18 protein-coding genes and 1 pseudogene are annotated in these 21,143 nt (G+C 69.5%); 16 read left to right on the plus strand and 3 right to left on the minus strand.

The features are described from left to right. From FL311_RS26090 to FL311_RS26155, 15 genes are all read left to right on the plus strand, one after another. The coding region (locus FL311_RS26090) for a formate dehydrogenase accessory sulfurtransferase FdhD (RefSeq protein WP_228557082.1) at window positions 1–880 on the plus strand (880 nt) is incomplete at its 5' end. A 340-nt stretch (window positions 881–1,220) separates the two neighbouring features. Then, window positions 1,221–2,714: an exopolysaccharide biosynthesis polyisoprenyl-phosphate hexose-1-phosphate transferase EpsZ gene (epsZ, locus tag FL311_RS26095; protein ID WP_141329052.1), complete on the plus strand. Its 1,494-nt coding sequence runs from the start codon at window positions 1,221–1,223 to the stop codon at window positions 2,712–2,714. 110 nt (window positions 2,715–2,824) lie between these two features. Next, window positions 2,825–4,375 (plus strand): exopolysaccharide biosynthesis flippase, encoded by a 1,551-nt coding sequence (gene wzx, locus FL311_RS26100; RefSeq protein WP_228557083.1) that lies wholly within the window; start codon window positions 2,825–2,827, stop codon window positions 4,373–4,375. 9 nt (window positions 4,376–4,384) lie between these two features. Continuing rightward, complete coding sequence (epsY, locus tag FL311_RS26105) at window positions 4,385–5,014, plus strand: exopolysaccharide export protein EpsY (protein WP_141329055.1); 630 nt, start codon at window positions 4,385–4,387, stop codon at window positions 5,012–5,014. 3 nt (window positions 5,015–5,017) lie between these two features. Continuing rightward, window positions 5,018–6,250, plus strand: coding sequence for an exopolysaccharide export protein EpsX (epsX, locus tag FL311_RS26110; protein WP_141329057.1), 1,233 nt, complete (start codon window positions 5,018–5,020; stop codon window positions 6,248–6,250). A 15-nt stretch (window positions 6,251–6,265) separates the two neighbouring features. Then, window positions 6,266–6,442, plus strand: a complete 177-nt coding sequence (locus FL311_RS44220; protein WP_170300513.1) for a hypothetical protein — start codon at window positions 6,266–6,268, stop codon at window positions 6,440–6,442. Window positions 6,443–6,472: 30 nt separating this feature from the next. Continuing rightward, window positions 6,473–6,877 carry an exopolysaccharide biosynthesis response regulator EpsW gene (gene epsW, locus FL311_RS26115; RefSeq protein ID WP_141329058.1) on the plus strand — a complete coding sequence of 135 codons (405 nt, stop codon included), beginning with the start codon at window positions 6,473–6,475 and terminating at the stop codon, window positions 6,875–6,877. Beyond that, the gene (gene epsV, locus FL311_RS26120) at window positions 6,874–8,397 is read left to right on the plus strand and encodes a PCP family exopolysaccharide biosynthesis protein EpsV (RefSeq protein WP_141329060.1); all 1,524 of its coding nucleotides are present in this window, start codon (window positions 6,874–6,876) and stop codon (window positions 8,395–8,397) included. The genes epsW and epsV overlap by 4 nt, the downstream gene beginning before the upstream one ends. A gap of 24 nt (window positions 8,398–8,421) precedes the next feature. Then, window positions 8,422–9,630, plus strand: a complete 1,209-nt coding sequence (gene epsU, locus FL311_RS26125; protein ID WP_141329062.1) for an exopolysaccharide biosynthesis GT2 family glycosyltransferase EpsU — start codon at window positions 8,422–8,424, stop codon at window positions 9,628–9,630. A 131-nt stretch (window positions 9,631–9,761) separates the two neighbouring features. After that, the gene (locus FL311_RS26130; protein ID WP_141329064.1) at window positions 9,762–10,214 is read left to right on the plus strand and encodes a hypothetical protein; all 453 of its coding nucleotides are present in this window, start codon (window positions 9,762–9,764) and stop codon (window positions 10,212–10,214) included. Window positions 10,215–10,295: 81 nt separating this feature from the next. Further along, the gene (locus FL311_RS26135) at window positions 10,296–12,392 is read left to right on the plus strand and encodes a von Willebrand factor type A domain-containing protein (RefSeq protein WP_141329066.1); all 2,097 of its coding nucleotides are present in this window, start codon (window positions 10,296–10,298) and stop codon (window positions 12,390–12,392) included. Window positions 12,393–12,565: 173 nt separating this feature from the next. Beyond that, window positions 12,566–13,129: a hypothetical protein gene (locus FL311_RS26140; protein WP_141329068.1), complete on the plus strand. Its 564-nt coding sequence runs from the start codon at window positions 12,566–12,568 to the stop codon at window positions 13,127–13,129. Window positions 13,130–13,297: 168 nt separating this feature from the next. After that, window positions 13,298–13,693 (plus strand): carboxypeptidase-like regulatory domain-containing protein, encoded by a 396-nt coding sequence (locus tag FL311_RS26145; protein ID WP_141329070.1) that lies wholly within the window; start codon window positions 13,298–13,300, stop codon window positions 13,691–13,693. 72 nt (window positions 13,694–13,765) lie between these two features. Continuing rightward, entirely contained in the window at window positions 13,766–14,350 is a 585-nt protein-coding gene (locus FL311_RS26150) for a type IV toxin-antitoxin system AbiEi family antitoxin domain-containing protein (RefSeq protein ID WP_141329072.1), read from the plus strand. 53 nt (window positions 14,351–14,403) lie between these two features. Continuing rightward, on the plus strand, window positions 14,404–15,255 hold the full coding sequence (locus FL311_RS26155) for a nucleotidyl transferase AbiEii/AbiGii toxin family protein (protein ID WP_228557084.1): 852 nt from the start codon (window positions 14,404–14,406) through the stop codon (window positions 15,253–15,255). A gap of 10 nt (window positions 15,256–15,265) precedes the next feature. On the opposite strand, the gene epsH is transcribed toward FL311_RS26155, so the two are convergent. Then, a complete protein-coding gene (epsH, locus tag FL311_RS26160) occupies window positions 15,266–16,573 on the minus strand; it encodes an exopolysaccharide biosynthesis glycosyltransferase EpsH (RefSeq protein ID WP_141329076.1) in 1,308 nt (435 codons plus the stop codon). A 54-nt stretch (window positions 16,574–16,627) separates the two neighbouring features. Here epsH and wzy point away from each other — a divergent pair, with 54 nt between their 5' ends. Further along, complete coding sequence (gene wzy / locus FL311_RS26165) at window positions 16,628–18,220, plus strand: exopolysaccharide repeat unit polymerase (RefSeq protein WP_228557085.1); 1,593 nt, start codon at window positions 16,628–16,630, stop codon at window positions 18,218–18,220. A 27-nt stretch (window positions 18,221–18,247) separates the two neighbouring features. On the opposite strand, the pseudogene FL311_RS26170 reads toward wzy, so the two are convergent. Together FL311_RS26170 and epsF are read right to left on the minus strand one after the other, a co-directional pair. After that, window positions 18,248–19,213 (minus strand): annotated as a pseudogene (locus tag FL311_RS26170) (hypothetical protein); the annotation flags it as partial. Between the two features lie 124 nt (window positions 19,214–19,337). After that, window positions 19,338–20,906 (minus strand): response regulator EpsF, encoded by a 1,569-nt coding sequence (gene epsF / locus FL311_RS26175; protein ID WP_141329080.1) that lies wholly within the window; start codon window positions 20,904–20,906, stop codon window positions 19,338–19,340. Window positions 20,907–21,143 lie beyond the last annotated feature (237 nt).

The raw sequence follows: 21,143 nt of genomic DNA on the forward strand, positions 1-21,143 counted from the left end.
CCCCGCGCCCCTGGCTCCCGCCGACGCGCGCGGCGTCGCCTCCAAGCCCGTGCGCCGCTGGAACGGCGCCACCTTCCAGCCCACCGAGGACGACGCCCTCGCCGTCGAAGAGCCGCTCGAGCTTCGCGTGAATGGCGAATCACTCGTCACCACCATGCGCACCCCCGGACACGACCGGGAGCTCGCCGTGGGCTTCCTCCTCGCCGAGGGCCTCATCCGGGGTGCCGAGGACCTGGGCACCCTCGCCCACTGCGGGCGACCCGGAGAGGAAGGCTGGGGAAACGTGCTCGAAGTCACGCCCGCCCCAGGCGTCTTCCTCGACCCGGAGCCCCTGCGCGCCACCCGTCGCGGAACGCTCACCACCTCGGCATGTGGCGTGTGCGGACGGCGCAGCGTCGAGGACCTGCTCACCGGCTGCACGCCCCTGCCGTCAGGCCCCGTGCTCTCCCCCTTCGCCGTGGCCCGCGCCACCGAGCGCCTGCGCGACGTGCAACGCAACTTCGCCCGCACCGGAGGCGTCCACGCCGCCGCCGCGCTCGACACCGAGGGGCGTCTGCTCGCCGCCTTCGAGGACGTGGGCCGCCACAACGCCGTGGACAAGGTCGTCGGCGCGCTCGTCCTGGCGGGCTCACTCCGCGCAAATCTCGCGCGCCCCGCCGATTTGACGCGTCAGCCCGCACTCCTCGCCGTGAGCGGACGCGTCAGCTTCGAAATCATCCAGAAGGCCGTCCGCGCCCGAATCCCCGTCGTCGCGGGCGTTTCCGCGGCCACCACCCTGGCCGTGGACCTGGCCCTGCGTTCCCGCGTGACGCTGGCCACGTTCGTGCGGGACGGCCGCTTCAACGTCCACTCCCACGCGGAACGCCTGGCGGGCGCATAAACCCATGAAATCCCGGCGCACGTCTCGCATGCATCCAGCCCCCCCTCCACGCCCGTACCCCTTCACGTCAGACCGGCACCGTAGATGCAGTATCCCGCACGGGCTCCTTCGCAGCGGGGAAGCGAAGGGAGCACTCCCGGTGTTCGCTGGGACCCCGTGAGATGCGACGAGAGTCGGATGATCCAAAGATTTCACACCATGTCACGTCTTACTCACGGTGCGGGGGGTTGCAACGCACCGCACAAGCATGGCAAAAAGCAGTTCTTTCCGACTTGAAGATTTTCAGCCTCAACGGCAGCCTCTATCTGGACTGAACACTCGGTCGAGCAGGTAGAGGGGGGTGGACACGATGAGCAGCGCAAGTACTGGTGCGGCGGTCGGTGCTCCTGGGTCGGCATCCGCTCAGGGCAACGTGGGGGTCGTCGCGGCGGAAGAGCAGGTTCCGGGGCCGAAGCTGGCGCCTGGCTTCGCGGCGAAGTTGAACCTGACGGTGGACCTGGTCCTGATGACGGTGGTCCTGACGGCCTCCGCGTGGATGGACGGCCAGCTGCGGGCGGAGCCCGGGTGGCTCCTGCCCGCCGTCGTGCTGGCATCGCTGGTGGTGTGGATCATCACCGGCACGGCCCTGTGTCTGTACGACTCGCGCTTCGCCGAGCGCAGCCGGCTGGACCACGTCGCGCTGGTGTCGGTGACGACGCTCGCCGTGGTGACGGTGCTCGCGGTGGCGAACCTGGCCCTGCCGGAGACGCTGAAGGTCCCGGGCCTGGCGCCCCTGCTCATCTTGTTCTGGCCCGTGGCGCTGCTGTTGCGTCTGTTCGTCTTCCGTCCGGTGGCGGCGCAGGAGCGCCCCATGGACGCGGTGCTCATCGTCGGCACGGGGGCCATGGGCCGCTACTCCGGCGAGGACCTGACGCGCCGCGGCCGCCGGCAGATTCTGGGCTACGTGCGCTTCCACGACGACACGGGCTCCATCGGCGAGCTGCCCTCGAAGGTGCTCGGCACGGTGGATGACCTGGAGCACATCCTGCGCAACACGGCGGTGGACGAGGTCTACATCGCGGGCAACACGCTCAAGCAGGGCGAGGCGATGCAGGCCGCCATCAAGCTGGCCGAGCGCTTCGGCGTGCCCTTCGCGCTGCCGGCGCACACCTTCCGCCTGGACCGCGCGCGCCCCGTCGACAGCCGCGCCGTGGCGGACGGCTTCCTGCACTTCGCGGCGGTGAGCCCCAAGCCGCACCAGATGGCGATGAAGCGCCTGTTCGACATCTGCGTGTCCGCGGTGGCGCTGTGGATGCTGCTGCCGCTCCTGGGCTTCGTGGCGCTGATGGTGAAGCTCACGTCGAAGGGGCCCATCTTCTTCAAGCAGTACCGCGTCGGGCAGAACGGCAAGCCGTTCTACATGCTCAAGTTCCGCTCCATGGTGGTGAACGCGGAGGAGCTCAAGGAGAAGCTGGCGGCGCTCAACGAGCAGTCGGGCCCGGTCTTCAAGATGAAGAACGACCCGCGAATCACGGGCATCGGCCGCTTCATCCGCAAGTTCTCCATCGACGAGCTGCCCCAGTTCATCAACGTGCTGCGCGGGGAGATGAGCATCGTCGGCCCGCGGCCGCCGGTGCCCAGCGAGGTGGCCAAGTACGAGACGTGGCAGCGCCGCCGGCTGTCGGTGCGCCCGGGCCTGACGTGCATCTGGCAGGTCTCCGGCCGCAACCAGATTTCCTTCGAGGAGTGGATGTACCTGGACATGCAGTACATCGACCACTGGACGCTGACGAGCGACCTGCGCCTGCTGCTGCAGACGGTGCCGGTGGTCATCACGGGTCGCGGGGCCAGCTAGGCCTCCAGGCGACCTGACTTCCCGCGGGGGTGGCATTGACGTGCCGCCCCCGCTCGTCTTCTATGCACCCGGGCCGTCCGGCCGACGCCGGGAGCGCCCGACTCCCCACCGTGACTACCCACAGCGAATCCTCTCAGCAGAACGCCCAGGAGCATGAGCGCTCCCACGAGGCGATGGGCGCGGTGCGCAACGGCCTGCAGCTCGGCGGCTCGCTGCTGGTGACGTACGCCATCGCCTTCGGCATCCGTCCGCTGCTGACGCACTACCTGTCGCCGGAGGCCTTCGGGCGCTTCAACTGGGCGGACAGCTTCTCGGCCATCTTCTTCATCGCCACGAACCTGGGCCTGGAGATGTACATCCGCAAGGAGGTGTCGCGCCGGCCCGAGCACGCCAGCGACTTCTTCGGCGCCTCCATGCTGCTGCGGCTCATCCTCACCGTCGTGCTGATGGGCGCGCTGTCGCTCGTGATGGCGTGGCGCGAGGACCCGCCGGAGATGCGCGCGCTGGTGTACGTGTTCGGCGTCGCGCAGCTGCTCGTCATGTGCAACGCGTCCATGGCGGCGCTGCTGCACGCCAAGGGCAAGGTCGCGGGCCTGTCCATCTCCAACGTCGTCACCAAGGTGGTGTGGGGCGGCGGCCTGCTGGCGGTGGGCGTGCTGGGGCTGCCCTTGCCCTGGCTCGCGGTGCCCGTCGTGGCGTCGGAGGCCATCAAGCTGGGCATCGGCTGGTACCTGGCGCGCGTGCACATGGGCCTGGTGTTCCGCGTGGACTTCCCCGCCACGTGGAAGGTGTGCAAGGCGGGCCTGCCCTACTTCCTCACCGCCGCGGCGCTCGCCACCAACGGGCGGCTGGACATCATGATTCTGGGGATGCTCGGCAGCCACGAGGAGGTGGGCTGGTACTCCGCCGCGTGGAGCATCTCCAACGTCACCTTCGCGCTGAACCCCGTCATGGGCTGGGTGCTCCTGCCGCTCATGTCGCGCGCCGCCGCGCGCTCGGAGGAGGAGGTCAGCATCATCGCCCGCCGCGCGCTCGAGGGGACGCTCGCCGTGACGGTGCCCATGATGATGCTCATCGTGATGGGCGCGCCCTTGTGGATTGGCCTGCTCGGCCGCGACTACTCGCTGGCGGTCAACCTGCTGCGCCTGCAGTCGCCGCTGTTCGTGCTCGCGTTCGTGACGATGACGTGCGGCGCGTGGCTCACCATGACGAACCGCGAGTGGTGGGTGACGGGCACCAGCATCTTCGGCAGCCTGCTGCTCAACCCGCTGCTCAACCTGCTGCTCGTGCCCTGGCTGTACGCGAAGTACGGCGACGGCGGCGGCGCGGCGGGCACGGCGATTTCGCTGCTGCTGATGGAGGTGGTCATCACCATCATCATGCTCGGCCGCATGGGCCGCTCCGCGGTGGACCAGCGGCTCCTGGTGCGCGTGGCGAAGACGGCGGTGGTGTGCGTGGCCGTGGTCGCGCTGGACCGCACGGTGCTCGCGCCGCTGTCCGACTGGCCGCGGCTCATCGTCGAGGCCTCGCTGTACGTCGTGGGGGTGCTGGCGCTCGGCGCGGTGAAGCCGGGCGAGGTGCTCGCGGTGGTGAAGCTGGCGCGCCGCCGAGGCAACCCCGAACCGGAGCCGGCCGTGGTGGCCGTCGCCCCCGCGCCCTGAAGGAGCCCCATGACCTCCCCGCTCCGCTCCCTGCTCCGCCCGGCCTCGCGCGTGCTCGCCACCGCGGGGCTGGTGCTCGTGGCCTCCGGCTGCACGGGGCTCGGCAAGTACACCTGGGTGGACGAGTACCAGGAGAAGCCGCCCCCGCTGGACGCCAGCTACCGCATCGCCGCCGGCGATCTGCTCAACATCCGCGTGTGGAACCAGGAGTCGCTCACCACGCAGGCGCGCGTGCGCGACGACGGGCGCATCAGCCTGCTGTTCCTGGACGACGTGGAGGCCGCGGGCCACAGCCCCGCCATGCTGTCGCAGCAAATCCAGACGCGGCTGAAGGACTACATCAACCACCCCGTCGTCACGGTGGCGCTGGAGATGCCGCGCCCCATCAAGGTGACCATGGTGGGCGAGGTCAACCGCATCGGTCCGCTGGAAATCGAGGTGGGGGCCAGCCTGCTGCAGGCCCTGGCCGGCGCGGGCGGCTTCACCGAGTACGCGCACAAGGACCGCATCTTCGTCATGCGCCAGGACGACGGGCAGGCGCCCGTGCGCATCCGCTTCCGCTACCAGGACCTCATCCACGCCGAGGGGCGCGCGCCGTCGTTCCGCCTGCGCCCCGGTGACGTGGTGGTGGTGGAGTGAGCGGTGCTGGGGGCGGCGCTCACCGCGATGTGGCTGGAGGTCTGTGGGGCCTCCGTCTCCTACACCGCGTCGGTGCGGGTGGACTCGCGCGTGCGCTCCAACGAGGACCCCGCCGAGGACGCGCCCACCCTCGCCGCTGACACGGACTTCACGCCGATTCTGGGCCTGGAGCGGCGCGAGGGGAACACGTCGCTCCAGTTGGACTACGCGCCGCGCATCAGCCTGCGCGAGGTGACGGCCAGGGCGCGCACCGAGATACAGCACATCGGCCGCTTCGCCGCGCTCTGGCGCCCCGAGCGGGGCCTGTCGTTCCGGCTGAGCGAGGAGCTGGTGCTGGGCAGCGTGAACCTGCTCACGCTCGACGCGCTGCCCTCGCTGGACCCGGACCCCATCGACCCGGACGGCCCCATCCGGCCGCCGCAGGGCGGAGGTCCGCTGCAGCCCCTGCCCGAGGCGGACACCGTCCACTTCCTCTCCTCCGCCACGTCGCTCACCGGCGAGACGGGCTGGCTGGGGCGGCGCTGGCAGCTGTCCGGCACCACGGGCTTCACCGTGAGCGGCGGCCTGGACGGCCCCGCGCGTGAAGCCGTACCCCTGCAGTACGGCCCGCGCCTGGACGTGTCCCTGAGCCACGCGCTGTCCCCGCTCAGCGCCATCACCACCTCGGCCGCCGCCACCTACGCGCGCTTCTCCACCGGCGCCAACAACACCGTGGTGACGCTGACGGAGAGCTGGACGGGCCGCATGACTCGCCGCACGGGCCTGGAGGCCGGCGTGGGCGCGAGCATTGTCCACACCGTGACAGCGGCCGGCGGAGTCGAGCCGGACCCGGCGCCTCGCACGGAAGTGCTGCCCAACCTCACGCTCGCGGTGGGGCACCGCATCCCCTCGCGCACGGCGGACTTCGACGGGCGGCTGGGCGTGCGCGTCTCCCCCTTCACGGACCGGCTGACGGCGCGCGTCTATCCGCGCGCGGACCTCACCGCGACGGGGACGTGGGCGCTGGGGCCCCGGGTCCGCGTGGGCACCACGGCGGGGACGGCCTTCGCGGTGGGCGGGGCCACGGGTGACAGGTTGGTGTCCGGCGGGGTGACGGCGTCCTGGATTCTCAACACCTGGATGTCGGTGGACGCGGATACCCGGGGGACGTGGAGCCGCTCGCCCGAGTTGCCGGCGGCCCGGTTCCAATGGGCGGCGGTGCTGGGCCTGTCGCTGCGGCAAACTGGTATCCTCTGAGCCAAAGCGAAGGCCATGGCGAAGCTCATCCTGATGTCCGTCCTCATCCTCACGATTGCCCTTCCCGCGAAGGCGGCGAGGGACCCGAATCCGTCGCGAGGACTGAAGAAGGCCATCCTGTGGGTGATCCTCTTCAACGCGGCATACACCTACGGCGTCATCGTCTGGGTGCCACGGCTCGGCTTCCACTGAGCGCGACTGAGAAGAAAGGCTGACGACGCAATGGAGCCCCAAATGCACACGGTCCTCCTGGTGGAGGACGCGCCCTTCTTCCGGAAGATGCTGGGCGATTACCTGCGTGCCATGGGATTCAAGCAGGTGGTGGAGCTGCCCAACGGGCAGGCGGCGCTCAAGCACCTGGCGAGCGCGGAGCGTCCGGACCTGGTGTGCCTGGACCTGACGCTGCCGGACATCTCCGGCTACGACTTGTGTGAGCACATCCGCAAGAACCCGGGCATGACGGACGTGCCGGTGCTGGTGGTGAGCGCGCGGGATTTGCCCGAGGACAAGGCCCACGCCGAGGAGGCGGGCGCCAACAGCTACCTGGGCAAGCCCTTCACGCAGGAGGAGTTCTCCAAGCGGGTGAAGCACCTGCTCAAGAACGCGCCCGTGAGGAGGACCTCGTGACGGCGCCGGCCCTCGGGCCTCGGGGCCCCCGGGCCGCCCCCGCCGCTCCGGCGTACACGCCCGAGCGCGTGGAGACGAACGCACCGTCGGACCTCATCGACTGGGGCTTCGCCATCGACGCGGTCTTCTATTTGAAGAACGCGGTGCTCAGGCATTGGTTCCTGGCGTTGGTGGTGATGGCCGCGGTGTCCGGCCTGGCGGCGGGCGTGACGAAAATCATGCCGCGCAAGTACCACGTCGAGACGCGGATGCTCACGCAGCGCAACTTCATCATCGCCTCGCTGGCGAACCCGGGCCGCTCCATTCCGGTGGACGCGGACCAGCCCACGCGCGCGGCGTGGGAGATGGTGATGAAGGCCGACAACCTGAAGGCCGTGGTCCGGGACGCGAAGCTGGTGGAGTACTGGGAGCTGCAGCGCTCGCCCATGAGCAAGCTGAAGGAGAAGCTCTTGCGCAAGCCGCCGCCGCCCATGTCCGACGAGGACAAGGCGGACGCGCTCAGCGCCATGCTGGAGCAGTCCATGCTGGTGATGGTGGAGGGTGGCACGGGCACGGTGACCATCGGCGTGGACTGGAGCGACCCGCAGCTGGCGCTCAACATCGTCGAGGCGGCGCAGAAGAACTTCCTGGAGATGCGGCAGCAGGCGGAGATGGGCGCGGTGGCGGAGGCCATCACCATCCTGGACAAGCAGGTGGTGGACGAGGCCGAGGGCATCAAGCAGGCCATCGCGACGCTGGACGCCACGGTGAAGCGCGTGGAGGCCAAGCGCAAGCGCGAGGAGGCCAAGAAGAACGGGGGCCGCGGCGGCGCGGCGGCGCAGGCGGCGGGCGGCTTGGGCATCAACACGAACCACCTGCTCGCGCAGATGCGGTTCATGGTGCAGACCAAGCGTCGGGCCATCTCGGACGTGGAGGAGTTCCGCGCGCGGCGGCTGACGGAGCTGCGCAACCAGCTGGCCGAGCAGCGCGTCATCTACTCGCCGCAGCACCCGCTCATCACGGACCTGGAGCAGCGCATCGTCGCGCTCCAGGAGGACTCGCCGCAGCTGGTGGCGCTGCGCTCGGAGTTGAACGAGCTCATCAACGAGTACATCCGCAACGGCGGGGACCCGGGGGAGCTGGAGCAGGGGACCACGGGCGGGCCGCTGTTGGGCGCGGCGGCGTTCGGTGGGCCGACGACAGCGGACAACCCGGAGGTGTCGGTGGCGGCGGACCGGGTGCGGATGCTGGTGATGCGGCACCAGGAGAAGATGCGGCGGCTGGACCAGGCGAAGACGGAGCTGGAGATTTCGCGCGCGTCGATGAAGCACCGCTTCAGCGTGCTGTCGCCGCCGACGTTCCCGGAGAAGCCGTCGAAGCCGAAGGTGCAGCTCATCCTGGCGGCGGGTGTGGTGGGTGGCATCGCGATGGGCATCTTCGCGGCGGTGGCGCTGGACATCATCCGTCGGCGCATCCTGGAGAAGTGGCAGGTGGAGCGAATCCTGAAGCTCCCGGTGCTGGCGGAGCTGGAGCGGCGCTAGGGCGCGTGCTCGGGGGAGACAGTCGTGACGGTGTGGACCTGGGTGGACCTGGCGCTGTGCGTGGCGCTGCTGCCGGTGGCGGTGGCGTGCGGCTATCTGCTGCTCCTGACGGTGCTGTCGTGGCGACGCGCGGCGCCGGTGCCGCCCGCGCCCACGCGCAAGTTCGACGTGGTGATTCCGTCGCACAACGAGGAGCTGGGAATCGCCCGGACGGTGGCGAACCTGTCCGCGGTGGACTACCCGGCGTCGCTGCGGCGCATCCTGGTCATCGCGGACAACTGCTCGGACGCGACGGCGCAGAAGGCGCGCGAGGCGGGCGCGACGGTGCTGGAGCGGCAGGACACGCAGAAGCGCGGCAAGGGGTACGCGCTGGCGCACGCGTTCGAGTTCAGCCAGAAGGACGGCTTCGCGGACGCGGTGGTGGTGGTGGACGCGGACACGGTGGTGTCGCCGAACCTGCTGCACGCGTACGGGCGCAGGTTGGAGGACGGGGCGCACGCGGTGCAGGCGCACTACGGGGTGATGAACCCGACGGCGTCGTGGCGCACGCGGCTGATGACGATTGCGCTGGGCATGTTCCACAAGGTGCGCTCGCTGGGGCGCGAGGCGCTGGGGGTGTCCTGCGGCCTGCGTGGCAACGGGATGTGCTTCACGCACGCGGTGCTGCGCGAGGTGCCGCACGACGCGTTCAGCGTGGTGGAGGACCTGGAGTACGGCATCCGGCTGGGCCGCAAGGGGCACCGCGTGCACTACGCCTGGGAGGCGGAGGTGCAGGGCGAGATGGTCTCGGCGGAGAAGCAGAGCCGCTCGCAGCGTCAGCGCTGGGAGGGTGGGCGCGCGCAGATGCGCAAGCTGCACGGGTGGCCGCTCTTGAGCGATGCGTTGAAGCAGCGCAGCGGGTTGTTGTTGGACTTGTCGATGGACGTGCTGGTGCCGCCGTTGAGCCAGCTGGTGCTGGCCGCGGTGGGCAGCGCGGTGGTGGCGGCGGTGTTGGTGTGGCTGTCGGGCGGGACGGCGGTGTGGGCCTCGGCGGTGGCGGGCTTCGGGCTGATGAGCCTGGGGGCGTACGTGCTGCGCGGGTGGTGGGTGTCCGGCGTGGGGCCGCGCGGGCTGCTGGACCTGGCTTGGGCGCCTGTGTACGTGGTGTGGAAGGTGGGGTTGATGTTGCGCGGCCCTGGCGCGGAGAAGCGCGGCGAGTGGGTGCGCACCGAGCGCGAGGCCGAGCGGCGCTGAGTCGTTGACGGAGGACCGGGCCTCACGAGGCCCGTGCTGAAACCATGATGGAGCCTGGAGCCTCGCGTGAGGCTCGGGCGCCGTCGGTTTCGGAGGCTGTCCACCTCTCTCGCTGCTCCGAGGTGGACGTCATGAAGTCACGTGTCACGGGACTGCCGTGGGTGCTCCTGTTGCTGCTCGCCGCTCCGGCGTGTTCCGCGAATGCCCGTGCTGCGCGCATCGTCGACACGACGACGAGCGTCGACATGAGCCAGGAGTTCATCAAGCGCATCGCTGTCGCGCGCCCATCAGGACGCGTCAATGCAACCCGCGCCATCGAGTGTCTTGGTGAGGTGGCTCCAGGAGCCACGAACGAGCTCGCCATGCACCGCGGCCCGCTTTCTCCCAACATCCCCAAGATGCACTACGGCATCACTCGAGATGGGCTCGTCGCAACCTGGAGAGGCCCTCGAGTCCGCCTGCGCCCACCCCCTTGTACGCCCTACGAGTGCCTCGTGTGTCCTGAGCTTTCGCTCCGAGAATGGCGAGCGTCCCGCATCCTCGCCGGGCGAGCCTATGACTCCCAGGCCGTGCTGAAACCATGATGGAGCCGGGAGCCTCGCGTGCGATGCGAGGCCCGCTCCGCCTGGATGATGGCCACCTCTCGATGCACCGAGGTGGACCTCATGAACGCTGTCCTTTCACGACTGCTATGCGGGCTGCTGCTCCTGCTCGCCCCGCTGGCGCTCGCCCAGAACAGCAACATCATCGGCACCGTCATCGACGTGAAGAGCCGTCAGCCCCTTCCCGACGTCGTCATCACCGCGACGTCGCCCAGTCTCGTGGGTGAACGGACCGCCGTCACCGATGCCAAGGGCGAGTACCGCATCCCGCAGCTCCCTCCCGGCGTCTACACCGTCCGGTACGAGCGGGAGCACTACAAGCGCTACGAACGCGGGGACGTGCAACTGGAGCTCAACCGCACCCTCCGCATCAAGGTCGAGATGCTCGCCGATGACGCGCTCATCGTGCCCATCATCAGTGCACCGCCGACCATCGGCCCGGGCTCCACCACCACGGGCGTCAACGTCGACCAGGAGTTCATCAAGCGCATCGACAAGGCTCGGCCTCCTGGACCGACACGCGGCTTCGAAGAACTGGCGGAGCTGGCCCCTGGGCCCGAGAACGACCAGTACGGCGTCTCCATCAACGAGCAGCTCGCCGTCGCGAGCCCTCCACCCCAGCACGACGTCGCCCCCGCAATGCCCGGCATGTCGATGACGCTGCGACTCCACCCCGCTCCCTCGCACCAGGCGCCCACCCAGCCCCACCGCGACGAGCCGATGACCCGCTCCCGCTACTACGACATGTACTTCAAGGGGTACGGGGTGAACCCCACCGTCAACACGGAGGAGGAGCGCTTCTCCACGTTCTCCGTCGACACGGACACGGCCTCGTACACGCTCACGCGCAGCTACCTGAAGCGCAGCGCCATGCCGGATGCGCGCGCCGTGCGCGTGGAGGAGTTCGTCAACAGCTTCGATTACGGCTACGCGAGCGCGAAGAGGGCGCCCTTCGCCGTCCACGTGCAGGGCTTCCCCTCCCCCGTGCGCAAGGGCTACCAGGTGCTGCGCATCGGCGTGAAGGCGCGCGAGGTCTCCCGCGCCGAGCGCAAGCCCAGCCATCTCGTCTTCGTCATCGACGTGTCCGGGTCCATGGCCATGGAGAACCGGCTGGAGCTGGTGAAGCAGTCCCTGCGCATGCTGGTGTCGGAGCTGGACGAGCGCGACCTCGTGTCGCTCGTCGTGTACGGCTCACGGGCCCGGCAGGTGCTCCCGCCCACGAGCGCGCTCGACACGCCGCGACTGCTGAACGCCATCAACGGGCTCCACACCGAGGGCTCCACCAACGCCCAGGCGGGACTCGAGCTGGGCTACCGCATCGCCGTGGAACACCTGCGCGAGGGCGGCATCAACCGCGTCATCCTCTGCTCGGACGGCGTGGCCAACGTGGGCATCTCCGACGCGGATGGCATCTGGGAGCGGGTGAAGTCGCTCGCGGCGCGGGGCATCACCCTGTCCACCGTGGGCTTCGGCATGGGCAACTACAACGACGCCCTGATGGAGCGACTGTCCCATGTCGGTGAGGGGAACTACGCCTACGTGGACGAGCTGAAGGAAGCCCACCGCGTCTTCGTGAAGAACCTCACCGGCACGCTCCAGGTGGTGGCCAAGGACGTGAAGCTCCAGGTGGAGTTCGACCCGAAGGAGGTCTCCCTCTATCGGCTGCTCGGGTACGAGAACCGCGCGCTGACGGCCGAGCAGTTCCGCGATGACCGCGTCGATGCGGGGGAGGTGGGCGCGGGCCACTCGGTCACCGCCCTCTACGAGGTGAAGCCGCGCGAGAACGCCCGGACGCTGGGCACGCTGCGCATCCGCTACAAGGCGCCGGAGGGTGGCAAGTCGAAGGAGCTGGCGACCCCGTTGCCCCGAGCCACCCTGCGCCCGAGCTACGCCCAGGCCGGCGAGTCCACCCGACTGGCCTACGTGGCCTCCGCCTTCGCCGAGAAGCTCCGGGGCTCGTATTGGACGCGGCCGCTGACCTACGACGCGCTCCTGGAGTTGTGGAGCGGGGTGGGGCCGGAGCTGAAGGAGCGCGAGGACGTGCGCGAGCTGGGTGACCTCATCCGCGCGGCCGGGAGCCTGGACCGCAGAGTGGACCCGTTCGAGGCCTTCGCCCCCTTGAGGACCATGGACTTCGACCGTCCGCCCTCGGGCTGGTGAGTGGGGCTTCCCGCCCTATCGACCCGAAGTGACGCCTTGGGTCGTATCTCCATCATGTCCAGGGCCTCGAATCATGACCGAGCCATGATGAACCCAGGGACCTGCGCGGGAGATTCTCCACTCGTGGTCCCGGATGATGGGGTTCGTTCTCCCGAGGCGCGGGAGTCGAGCACGTGACGCCCTTCCTTCGCGGTGTGCTGTGTGGACTCGTGTGGATGCTCGCCCCGGCCGCCGGGGCACAGGAAGCCGGCCCGAGCGCCAAGGCACGGGCCCCGGCTTCGACCCAGGCCACGGAGGCATCCTGTGCCACGGCCGAGCAGGAGGCTCCGCCTCGGTCGCAGGTGATTCGCAAGCCCAGCCGTCCGGTCGTCACGCTCGACGCGGGGCGCAGCGCGTGGCCTGTCGAGACGCTGCGCCTGGAGACGGGCGGCCCGACAGTGGACGTGGGCGCGATGACCACGGGCGTGCGGGTGGACCAGGAGTTCCTGGAGCGCATCGCCATGCGCCCCGCGGCAATGGAGTCGCACGAGGCGTCCGGAGCCACGAGGGAGACGTCGGCCCTGGAAGACGCGCTGAGCGGCGCCCCTGCACGGCGTGACACCGCGGAGCCCGAGCTCCGCTTGCGGCGCTTCCGGTCCCTCGCGGAGCTGGCCCCGGGGACTCCCGAGCAGGTCGTCCTCGAAGCCTCGGAAGGGCACCACCCCCAGGAGCCCGAGGCGCGCGTCGTGAGTCGGTGAGCCGAGCTCCCGACTCGAAGGACCACGAAGCTCACTCGGCGGCCCACGTCACCACGATGGGGAGCTCCATGCCGGAACGGTGATGGAGCGCGGAGCCGCGCATGCGGTTCGCGTCAGCCCGAACCGGGAGAATGGCCCCTCTCCCCGAGCCACACCGAGGCCGCCTCCGTGCTGACGCACTTCGTGCCCTACCTGCTGTGCATGTTGGTGCTCATCGTCACCGTGCCTGTCCTGGCCCGAGCGGAGAGCCGCGAGTACGCGCCACCGCCGGGAGTGCTGCTGGGCATCGTCATCGACGGAGACAGTCGCGAGCCGCTCGTGAGGGTGAAGGTCAGCGCCAGCGCATCGGGCCACACGGAGGCCCATGTGACCTGGACGGACCCAGCGGGGCGCTATCGGCTGCCCCTGCTCCCCGCGGGGACGTACACGCTCCGGTTCGAGCACCCGGACTACGCACCCTCGTCCCGCGCGGACATCCTGCTGCGAGCCAACCGCGCCATCCGCTCACGGGTGGCACTGCGCCCGAGCAGCAGCTCCCAGGCCCGAAGCCCCGCACGAAACTAAAATCCCATTTGAGTTTCGTGCGAAGGCGGGCCCGATTTGGCACGAAACTAAAATCCCATTTAAGTTTTGTGCATGACGGGTAAGCGCGAGCAGGCGCCGGACTGGAATCGGCTCTTCGAGTTCGCCTTGGGACAGGCGGGCCTGTTCACGACGAAGCAGGCAGCAGAGGCAGGTTATTCGCCCCAGCTCCTCATCCACTACCTGCACATCGGCAAGGTGGTCCGGCTCCGGAGAGGGGTGTACCGATTGGTGCACTACCCCCAGGGCCAGGACGAGGCGCTCGTCACCGTGTGGCTCTGGTCGGAGCAGCAGGGCGTCTTCTCACACGAGACGGCACTCGCCCTGCATCAGCTCTCGGACGTGCTGCCCTCTCGACTCCACCTGACCCTTCCCACGACGTGGAAGCAACGCAGGCTTCGCGTTCCTCCCGGCGTCGTCATCCATCACGCCGCGCTCGACGATGCCGAGCGCACCTGGCCCGCCGCGGTGCCCGTCACTTCGCCCCTGCGCACCCTGACGGACTGCGCGGCCGCCCAGCTCGCTCCAGACCTGCTCCAACAAGCCATCGCGCAGGCCCTCGAGCGCGGACTCATCCGCAAGTCCGACCTCGCTCGCATCCAGAAGGCGAGCGTGGCGAAGGCGCCGCGGACACGATGAGCGTTCGCCGCTACCTGACCGGCGACGCCTTCAGAAATGCTCTCGAGCAACGGTTGAGGAGGAACGCCTCTCACGGGGACGACTTCAACCGACGGCGTCAGCTCCTCGTCTTCCACCGCTTCCTCGCGCGTGCGTCCCAGGTCTTCGCGGACGCCATCACCCTCAAGGGAGGACTGGTGCTCGAGCTGAGGCTTCAGCGAGCACGCACGACCCGGGACGTCGACCTGCGTCTGACGGGGGACCCACGCGACCTGCTCGCGCGCATCCAGCAGGCAGGCCAGTTGGACCTCGGAGACTTCATGCGCTTCGAGCTCCGGCTCGACCCCCACCACCCCGACATCCAGAACGAGGGAGTGCGCTACGACGGACGTCGGTTCCGCGCGGAGTGCCGAATCGAGCGAGACCTCTTCGGCCAACCCTTTGGTGTCGACGTGGCCATCGGAGACCCGATGCACGGAGCACCCGAACTCATCGAGGTGGAAGACACCCTCGGCTTCGCCGGCATCCCTCCGCCCAGGCTCCACGTCTATCCGCTCGAGACGCATCTGGCGGAGAAGCTCCACGCCTATACGCTGCCTCGCACGCGGCCCAACACCCGGGTGAAGGACCTCCCGGACCTCGCGCTCCTGGGAAGCATCCGCCCGCTCGAATCGAGGCGCCTGCGTCAGGCCCTCATGAGGACCTTCTCCTTCCGGAGGACGCACGGCCTCCCGTTCTTCCTGCCCTCGCCACCCCCCGAGTGGCACCGGCCCTATCAGGCCATGGCCACCCAGGACGGCCTGCCGTGGAAGACGCTCGACGTGCTCACGCAAGCAGTCCGCGCCTTCCTGGACCCTGTCCTCCTCGACGAGGACCTCGATGCAGCCTGGACCCCCGCGGCCTGGACATGGACGCCCAGGCCCTGAGTGACACGGGTCAGTCCGCCAGCGGCATGCCCCAGTCGGGCTGCCCACGCTCGCCCAGCACCCAGCGGTACACCTCCAGCACCTGCTCCGCCTTCGCCTTCCACGTGAAGTGCTTGAAGATGCGCTCCCGCGCCCGCTCCCCCATGGGTCGAATCACCGACGGGTCCTCGACCAGCTTCGTCAGCACCCCGCGCACCCGCGCCACAATCTCCTCCGGCGTCCCGATGGGCACCGCGAACCCCGTCGCCGGGCTCACAATCTCCCCAGGACCGCCGTAGTCCATGACGATGGGCACCAGCCCCAACGCCATCGCCTCGCACACCACCGCCCCGCCGAACTCGCGCACGCTCGGGAAGCCGAACACGTGGTTCTTCGCCAGCCGCCCCTGCAGCTCCTGGTGCTTCACCCACCCGGCGAACGTCACCCCGGACTCGATGCCCTCCCTGGCCGCCTGCGCCTTGAGGTTCGGCATCTCCTGCCCGTCGCCGATGTACTCCAGCACCACCTTGCCCTCGCGGATGAGCGGCGCCGCCGCCTCCATCAACATCGCCATGCCCTTATACGGCACGAAGCGCCCCACGAAGGCCACCCTCAAGGGCAGCTCCACCGGCCCCTCCGACTTCGCCGTCCCGAAGCGCCGCGTGTCGATGGCGTTCTCCGGCACGTACACCGTCTTCCCCTGCCACTCCCGCGCCACCTGGCCCCGCGTCGCCCGCGAGCCCGTGATGATGGCCGACGCGTTCTCCCGCGTGGACTTGTAGAAGGGCATCAGCTTGTACGCGTCCCGCACGTAGCTCAGCCACTCCTTCTCCCGCCGCCGCGCGCCACCAAACCCCTTGGGCCACGGCAACCCGCCATTGAGCGGCCCCATCACGAACGGCACCCCCGCCGCCTTGCAGCGCCGCGCCAGCGTGCTCGGCGTCGTCGGGCTGATGGGCGTGTAGCGATGCACCAGGTCGAACTCCCGGGCCTTGATGCGCGCGCCGAAGCGCTGCCACAGCACCTCCTCGAAGTAGTAGTACGGCAGCACGCTCAACGCCGTCGCCGTCGTCCAGCCCACGCCCGCCTTGCCCCGCAACAGCTCGCCCACCTTGTCGAGCGGCTTCTCCACCGGCGTCGAGTCCAACGCCGTGAACTGCGAGCCCTCCTGCACCCCCTGCTTCAGGATGTTCTCCCGGTTGCGCACCTGCGTGACCAGGTGCACGTCGGCGACCTCGGTCAGCGCGCGGTAGAGCGACCAGCCTTCCAGCGGGACACTCACCCAGTCGGGGTTGCACAGCTCGGCAATCAGGAGGACGCGTGGTCTGGGAGCAGGCATACGTGAGGCTTCATCTATCCCAACCGGCCCGCCAGATGTAGCCTCCCCTCCGTCGTGACGTACGCCCCGGACCGGCCCTCCTACCTGCGCTTCGTGGCGCTGCTTGGCTTCCTGGTGCTCGCCACCGTGGGAGGGGCCCTCCTGCACCCTGTGGTCGCTTTGGCCCCAGTGCTGCTCGTGGCCGTGCTGTGGCTGGTGGTCAAGGTCCCCATCCGCTACCCGGTGATGATCGTCACCTACCTGGTGCTCGCGGTGGACTACGTCCCGGAGCGTCCCCAGTCCGGGTTCTGGCCGTCCCCCCTGCACCCCCTGGGGGAGCTGCTCTTCGCCCAGCTCAGCTACATCACCAAGATTGGAGCGCTGCGCTTCCCGCTGGTGGACGTGCTCATCGTCGGCCTGCTGGGCCTGGCGATGTACCGGCGGGTGACGAAGTCGAAGATCGACCCGCCCGCGCTGCCCATGCCCCGGCCGCTCATCGCCGTGGTGGCGCTGTCGCTCATCGCCATCCTCTTCATGGAGGTGCGCGGGGTGATGCGCGGCGGGGACTTCAAGAACTCGCTGTGGCAGTGGCACCAGGCCGCGATGATGCCGTTCATCGTCGCCATGTTTCACTACGCCATGCGCGGCCCGGAGGACTGGCCCATCTTCGCGCGCACCGTCATCGCCGCAGGGCTCACCAAGGCCGCCATCAGCGTCTACTTCGGCGCCATCGTCGTGCCGTCCATGGGCGTCTTCGTCGAGTACACCACGTGTCACTCGGACTCGATGACGTTCAACTTCTGTCTGCTCGTCGCCACCATGCGCTTCCTGGAGAAGCCCAAGGGGGCTCACGCGCTGCGCGGCCTCTTGCTCATGTTCTGCATCTTCATGGGCATGGTCTACAACGACCGCCGGCTCGCCTACGTCAGCTTCGTGGGGTGCCTGCTGGCCGGCTACCTCATCACGCCCTGGCCCGCCATCAAGCGCACCTTCACCCGGGGGCTCGTGCTACTGGCGCCGCTGATGCTCGTCTACTTCGCGGTGGGCTGGAACGCGCGCGGCGGCGCCTTCGCGCCCGTGCACAAGGTGCGCTCCCTCATCGACGGCGAGGGCGGCGAGGGCAACCTGGACTATCGTGACATCGAGAACCTGGACGTCATCGCGACGTGGACCCAGTTCCCGCTGCTCGGCACCGGCTATGGCCACGAGTTCCTCGAGCCCATCCCGCTGCCCAACATCGCCTTCGTCTTCCCCCAGTACCGCTACCACCCGCACAACTCGCTGCTCGGCTTGTTCGCCTTCGGAGGGATGGTCGGCTACACGGGCGTGTGGATGTACCTGGTGGTGACCATCTTCCTGGCCGTGCGCGCGTACCATCGCTCGCACGTCGCCGAGCACCGCGCCGCCGGGCTCATCATCGTGGGCTCCGTCATCTGCTACATCAACCAGGTGTTCGGAGACATGGGCATCATCTCGTACATCTGCACGTTCGTCGTGTCGCTGTGCGTGGTGACGTCCGGCAAGCTGGCCGTCGCCACCGGCGCGTGGCCCATGCCGCACACCGCCCTGGTCCCCCCCGCGCCGTCCGCGCCCGTGCCGCCTCCGGGCGCCATCATCCACACCAACCCCGAAGACACCCAGGCTCCCGCGCTCGCGAAGCACGGCTGAGCGCACGGCACCTCAGTCTCCGCCCGACAGGCCCACGGTGAAGCCCTCCGCCGTCAGCGCCACCGACTCCACGCGCTTCAGCGCGGGATACGAGAAGCCCGCCTGGGCCTTCAGGAACACCGCCGCTCGCGCCGCGCCGGGCAGCCCCGGCCCCTTCGTCGCGAGCCCTCCAGAGCGCCCCACCGCCGCCGTCGCCAGCATCACGAAGACCCGCGCCGCGTCGTCGCCCAGCACCTCGCCGTAGGCCTCACCCGCGGCCTCCAGCTCCTCGAACGAGCGCGCCAGGTCCACGCGCCGCACCAGCACCACCCACGCATCCAGCACGCGCCACAGCGTGTCCACGCCCAGGTAGGCCATCGCCGTCGCGGTGAGCAGTGCCGCCAGTCCCCTCGACACCGGCTCGGGCAGCGACCACAGCATCAGGTACATCGCCACCGAGGACGTCAGCGTCGCGCGGAGCGCCACCGGATCCCCCACCCCGCGCAGGGACTCCGCCGTCTCCTCCCAGACGTCCTCCATCGCGATGGCCAGCGCCAGCGCGTACTTGCCATCACTGCCGAGCAGCGGCCCCTCCTCGAGCAACCGCAGACAGTCCCCCGCGCGCAGCTCGCTGGCACACCAGCGGCCGTACCCGCGCGTCAGCGTCTCGTCCGCATACGACTCCAGCAGGTGGGGTGACGTCTCATCCGTGCCTTCTCGCACCGCGTGGAGCCTGCGCCCTTCATACAGATACACGCCGCCCCGCTCCGGAACACCGAAGCGCAGCCGCGCCTCCCGCAGCGGATGCGCGAAGGGCCGCACGTCCCGGGCGAGCTTCGTCATCGCCTCCTGGAACGAGTCCTCCCCCAGCGCCACCGGGCCGGAGTCCTCCTCGCGGGGGAGGTGATGGACGGACGCTCCCGGGCCCAGCTCCAGACGGACGCTGCGCGTCGTCGAGCAGCCCGCCACGAGACACAAAAACAGACACAAAGATACAACCCGACCACGACCCATCTCAGCCCTCCGGCCTGGGCGCCGAAATCACCTGATGGGTTTCACATACCAACCGACTCCGACATCCCACGCCGATGCGACACGTGTCTCACGCATCGCCCGCGTCACGCCCGGCCCGGGCGCTTCAGCTCACGGGCCGGGGCAACACGACATGGAACGTGCTGCCGCCGCCGGGCCGCCCCGAGGACTCCGCCCAGACGCGCCCGCCGTGGCGCTCGACGATGCCTCGCGCGATGGCCAGCCCCAATCCCAGACCTCCGTACGACACGCCGTGCGCGCGCCCGAAGCGCTCGAAGATGTTCTCCAGCCGGTCCGCCGGAATGCCCAGCCCGTGGTCCAGCACCTCCACGTGCACCCACCGGCCCTCCTCGCGCGCCCGCAGGCGGATGTCCCCTCCGTCCGGCGAGTAGCGCAGCGCATTGGACACCAGGTTGGTGAGCACCTGGTCCAGCCGCTCGCCATCGGCGCGCAGCACCAGCCCCTCGGGCGCCTCCACGTGGATGTCCCGCCCCTCCGGCAGCGGCTCGAAGTGCTCCGCCACCTCGAGGAGGAGCGCGCGCACGTCCACGTCCCCCTCCTCCAACAACAGCTCCCCGCGCTGCAGCCGCCCCATGTCGAGCAGGTTCTCCACCAGCCGCGCCATGCGACCCACGCTGCGCTGGATGCCCTCCAGGGCCCGCGCCACGTTCGGGGTCTGCTCCTCCCCCGCCTTCTTCCTCGCCAGGTCCGCGTAGCTGCGCGCCGCCTGCAGGGGCGTGCGCAGCTCGTGCGCCGCCATGGTGAGGAACATGTCCTTCGCCTCGTTCGTCGCGCGCAGCGTCTCCACCGCGCGTCGCGCGTCGTCGATGTCCGTCGCCGTCGATATCCACCCGACGAGCCGCCCCGCGCCATCGCGCTCCGGCAGCGTGCGGCACAAGAACCAGCGGAACTCGCCATCCGTCGCGCGCCGAAGCCGGTACTCCTGCTCCTCCGGCATCCCCGAGCGGCGCAGCACCTCCCACGTCGCCTGGACCTTCCCCAGGTCATCGGGATGGAAGCAGCGCAGGTTCTCCTCGCGCTGGCGTCCCTGCTCCGCCGTCAGCCCCGCGTAGTCCAGCCAGCCCCGGTTCGCGTAGCTGATGGTGCCGTCCGCGAGCAGCGCCCAGACGAACTGCGGCATCGAGTCCACCAGCCGGCGGAAGCGCAGCTCGCCCTGTCGCTCGAGCATCCGCCGCTCGCGCTCCCACAGCGCCGCCTCCTGTCGCTGCAGGGCCCGCTGCTGGACATACAACGCGACGAACGCCTCCGCCTTCCAGCGCAGCACCTCCGGGTGGAACGGCTTCACCACGTAGTCGGCCGCGCCGGACGCATAGCCGCTCACCAGGTTCGCCTCATCGCGCCCGTGCGCGGTGAGGAAGATGATGGGCGTGTACCGCGAGCGCTCACGCTGCCGGATGATGCGCGCCGTCTCGAAGCCGTCCATCCCCGGCATCTGCACGTCCAGGAGGATGAGCGCGAAGTCCTCGCGCAAGAGCCACCGCAGCGCCTCCGGCCCCGAGGCCGCCTTCACCAGCTTCTGGCCCATGGGCTCCAGGATGGCTTCCAGCGCCAGCAGGTTCGATGCGTGGTCATCCACCAGGAGGATGCTCGTCGTCCGTGGCTCCACCCGGGCAGGAGCATGGGGGGTGAGTTGCTCGGTGCCTTCCAAGGCCATTCCTCCCTTCCCTCCCTCCGTCAGACCCCATCGCTTAATCAGCGCGGCTCCAACGGTCAGCCCCCATCTAACTCCCCGGTCCGGCCCCTCACCGGGGAACCCCGCGCTCGGACGCCTGGACGTCCTGCTCCGAAGGCGCCCGCCCGCTTCTCCTCCCAGGGTATGGAGCCGACGACGCGGTGGCACGCTCCGCCGTCCCTCCGTGACGCAGGCGCAGGCCGCCCACGAGGGAAAGGG

This window comes from Myxococcus sp. AB025B (assembly GCF_006518215.1).
In the GTDB taxonomy this organism is placed as follows: domain Bacteria; phylum Myxococcota; class Myxococcia; order Myxococcales; family Myxococcaceae; genus Myxococcus; species Myxococcus fulvus.

Bases quoted from the DNA above. Each gene is read 5' to 3' on its own strand.
- epsF (WP_141329080.1), bottom strand. From the start codon at position 20,906: ATGGCCTTGGAAGGCACCGAGCAACTCACCCCCCATGCTCCTGCCCGG.
- FL311_RS26130 (WP_141329064.1), top strand. From the start codon at position 9,762: ATGAAGTCACGTGTCACGGGACTGCCGTGGGTGCTCCTGTTGCTGCTC.
- epsY (WP_141329055.1), top strand. From the start codon at position 4,385: ATGACCTCCCCGCTCCGCTCCCTGCTCCGCCCGGCCTCGCGCGTGCTC.
- epsH (WP_141329076.1), bottom strand. From the start codon at position 16,573: ATGCCTGCTCCCAGACCACGCGTCCTCCTGATTGCCGAGCTGTGCAAC.
- FL311_RS26150 (WP_141329072.1), top strand. From the start codon at position 13,766: ATGACGGGTAAGCGCGAGCAGGCGCCGGACTGGAATCGGCTCTTCGAG.
- FL311_RS44220 (WP_170300513.1), top strand. From the start codon at position 6,266: ATGGCGAAGCTCATCCTGATGTCCGTCCTCATCCTCACGATTGCCCTT.
- epsW (WP_141329058.1), top strand. From the start codon at position 6,473: ATGGAGCCCCAAATGCACACGGTCCTCCTGGTGGAGGACGCGCCCTTC.
- FL311_RS26135 (WP_141329066.1), top strand. From the start codon at position 10,296: ATGAACGCTGTCCTTTCACGACTGCTATGCGGGCTGCTGCTCCTGCTC.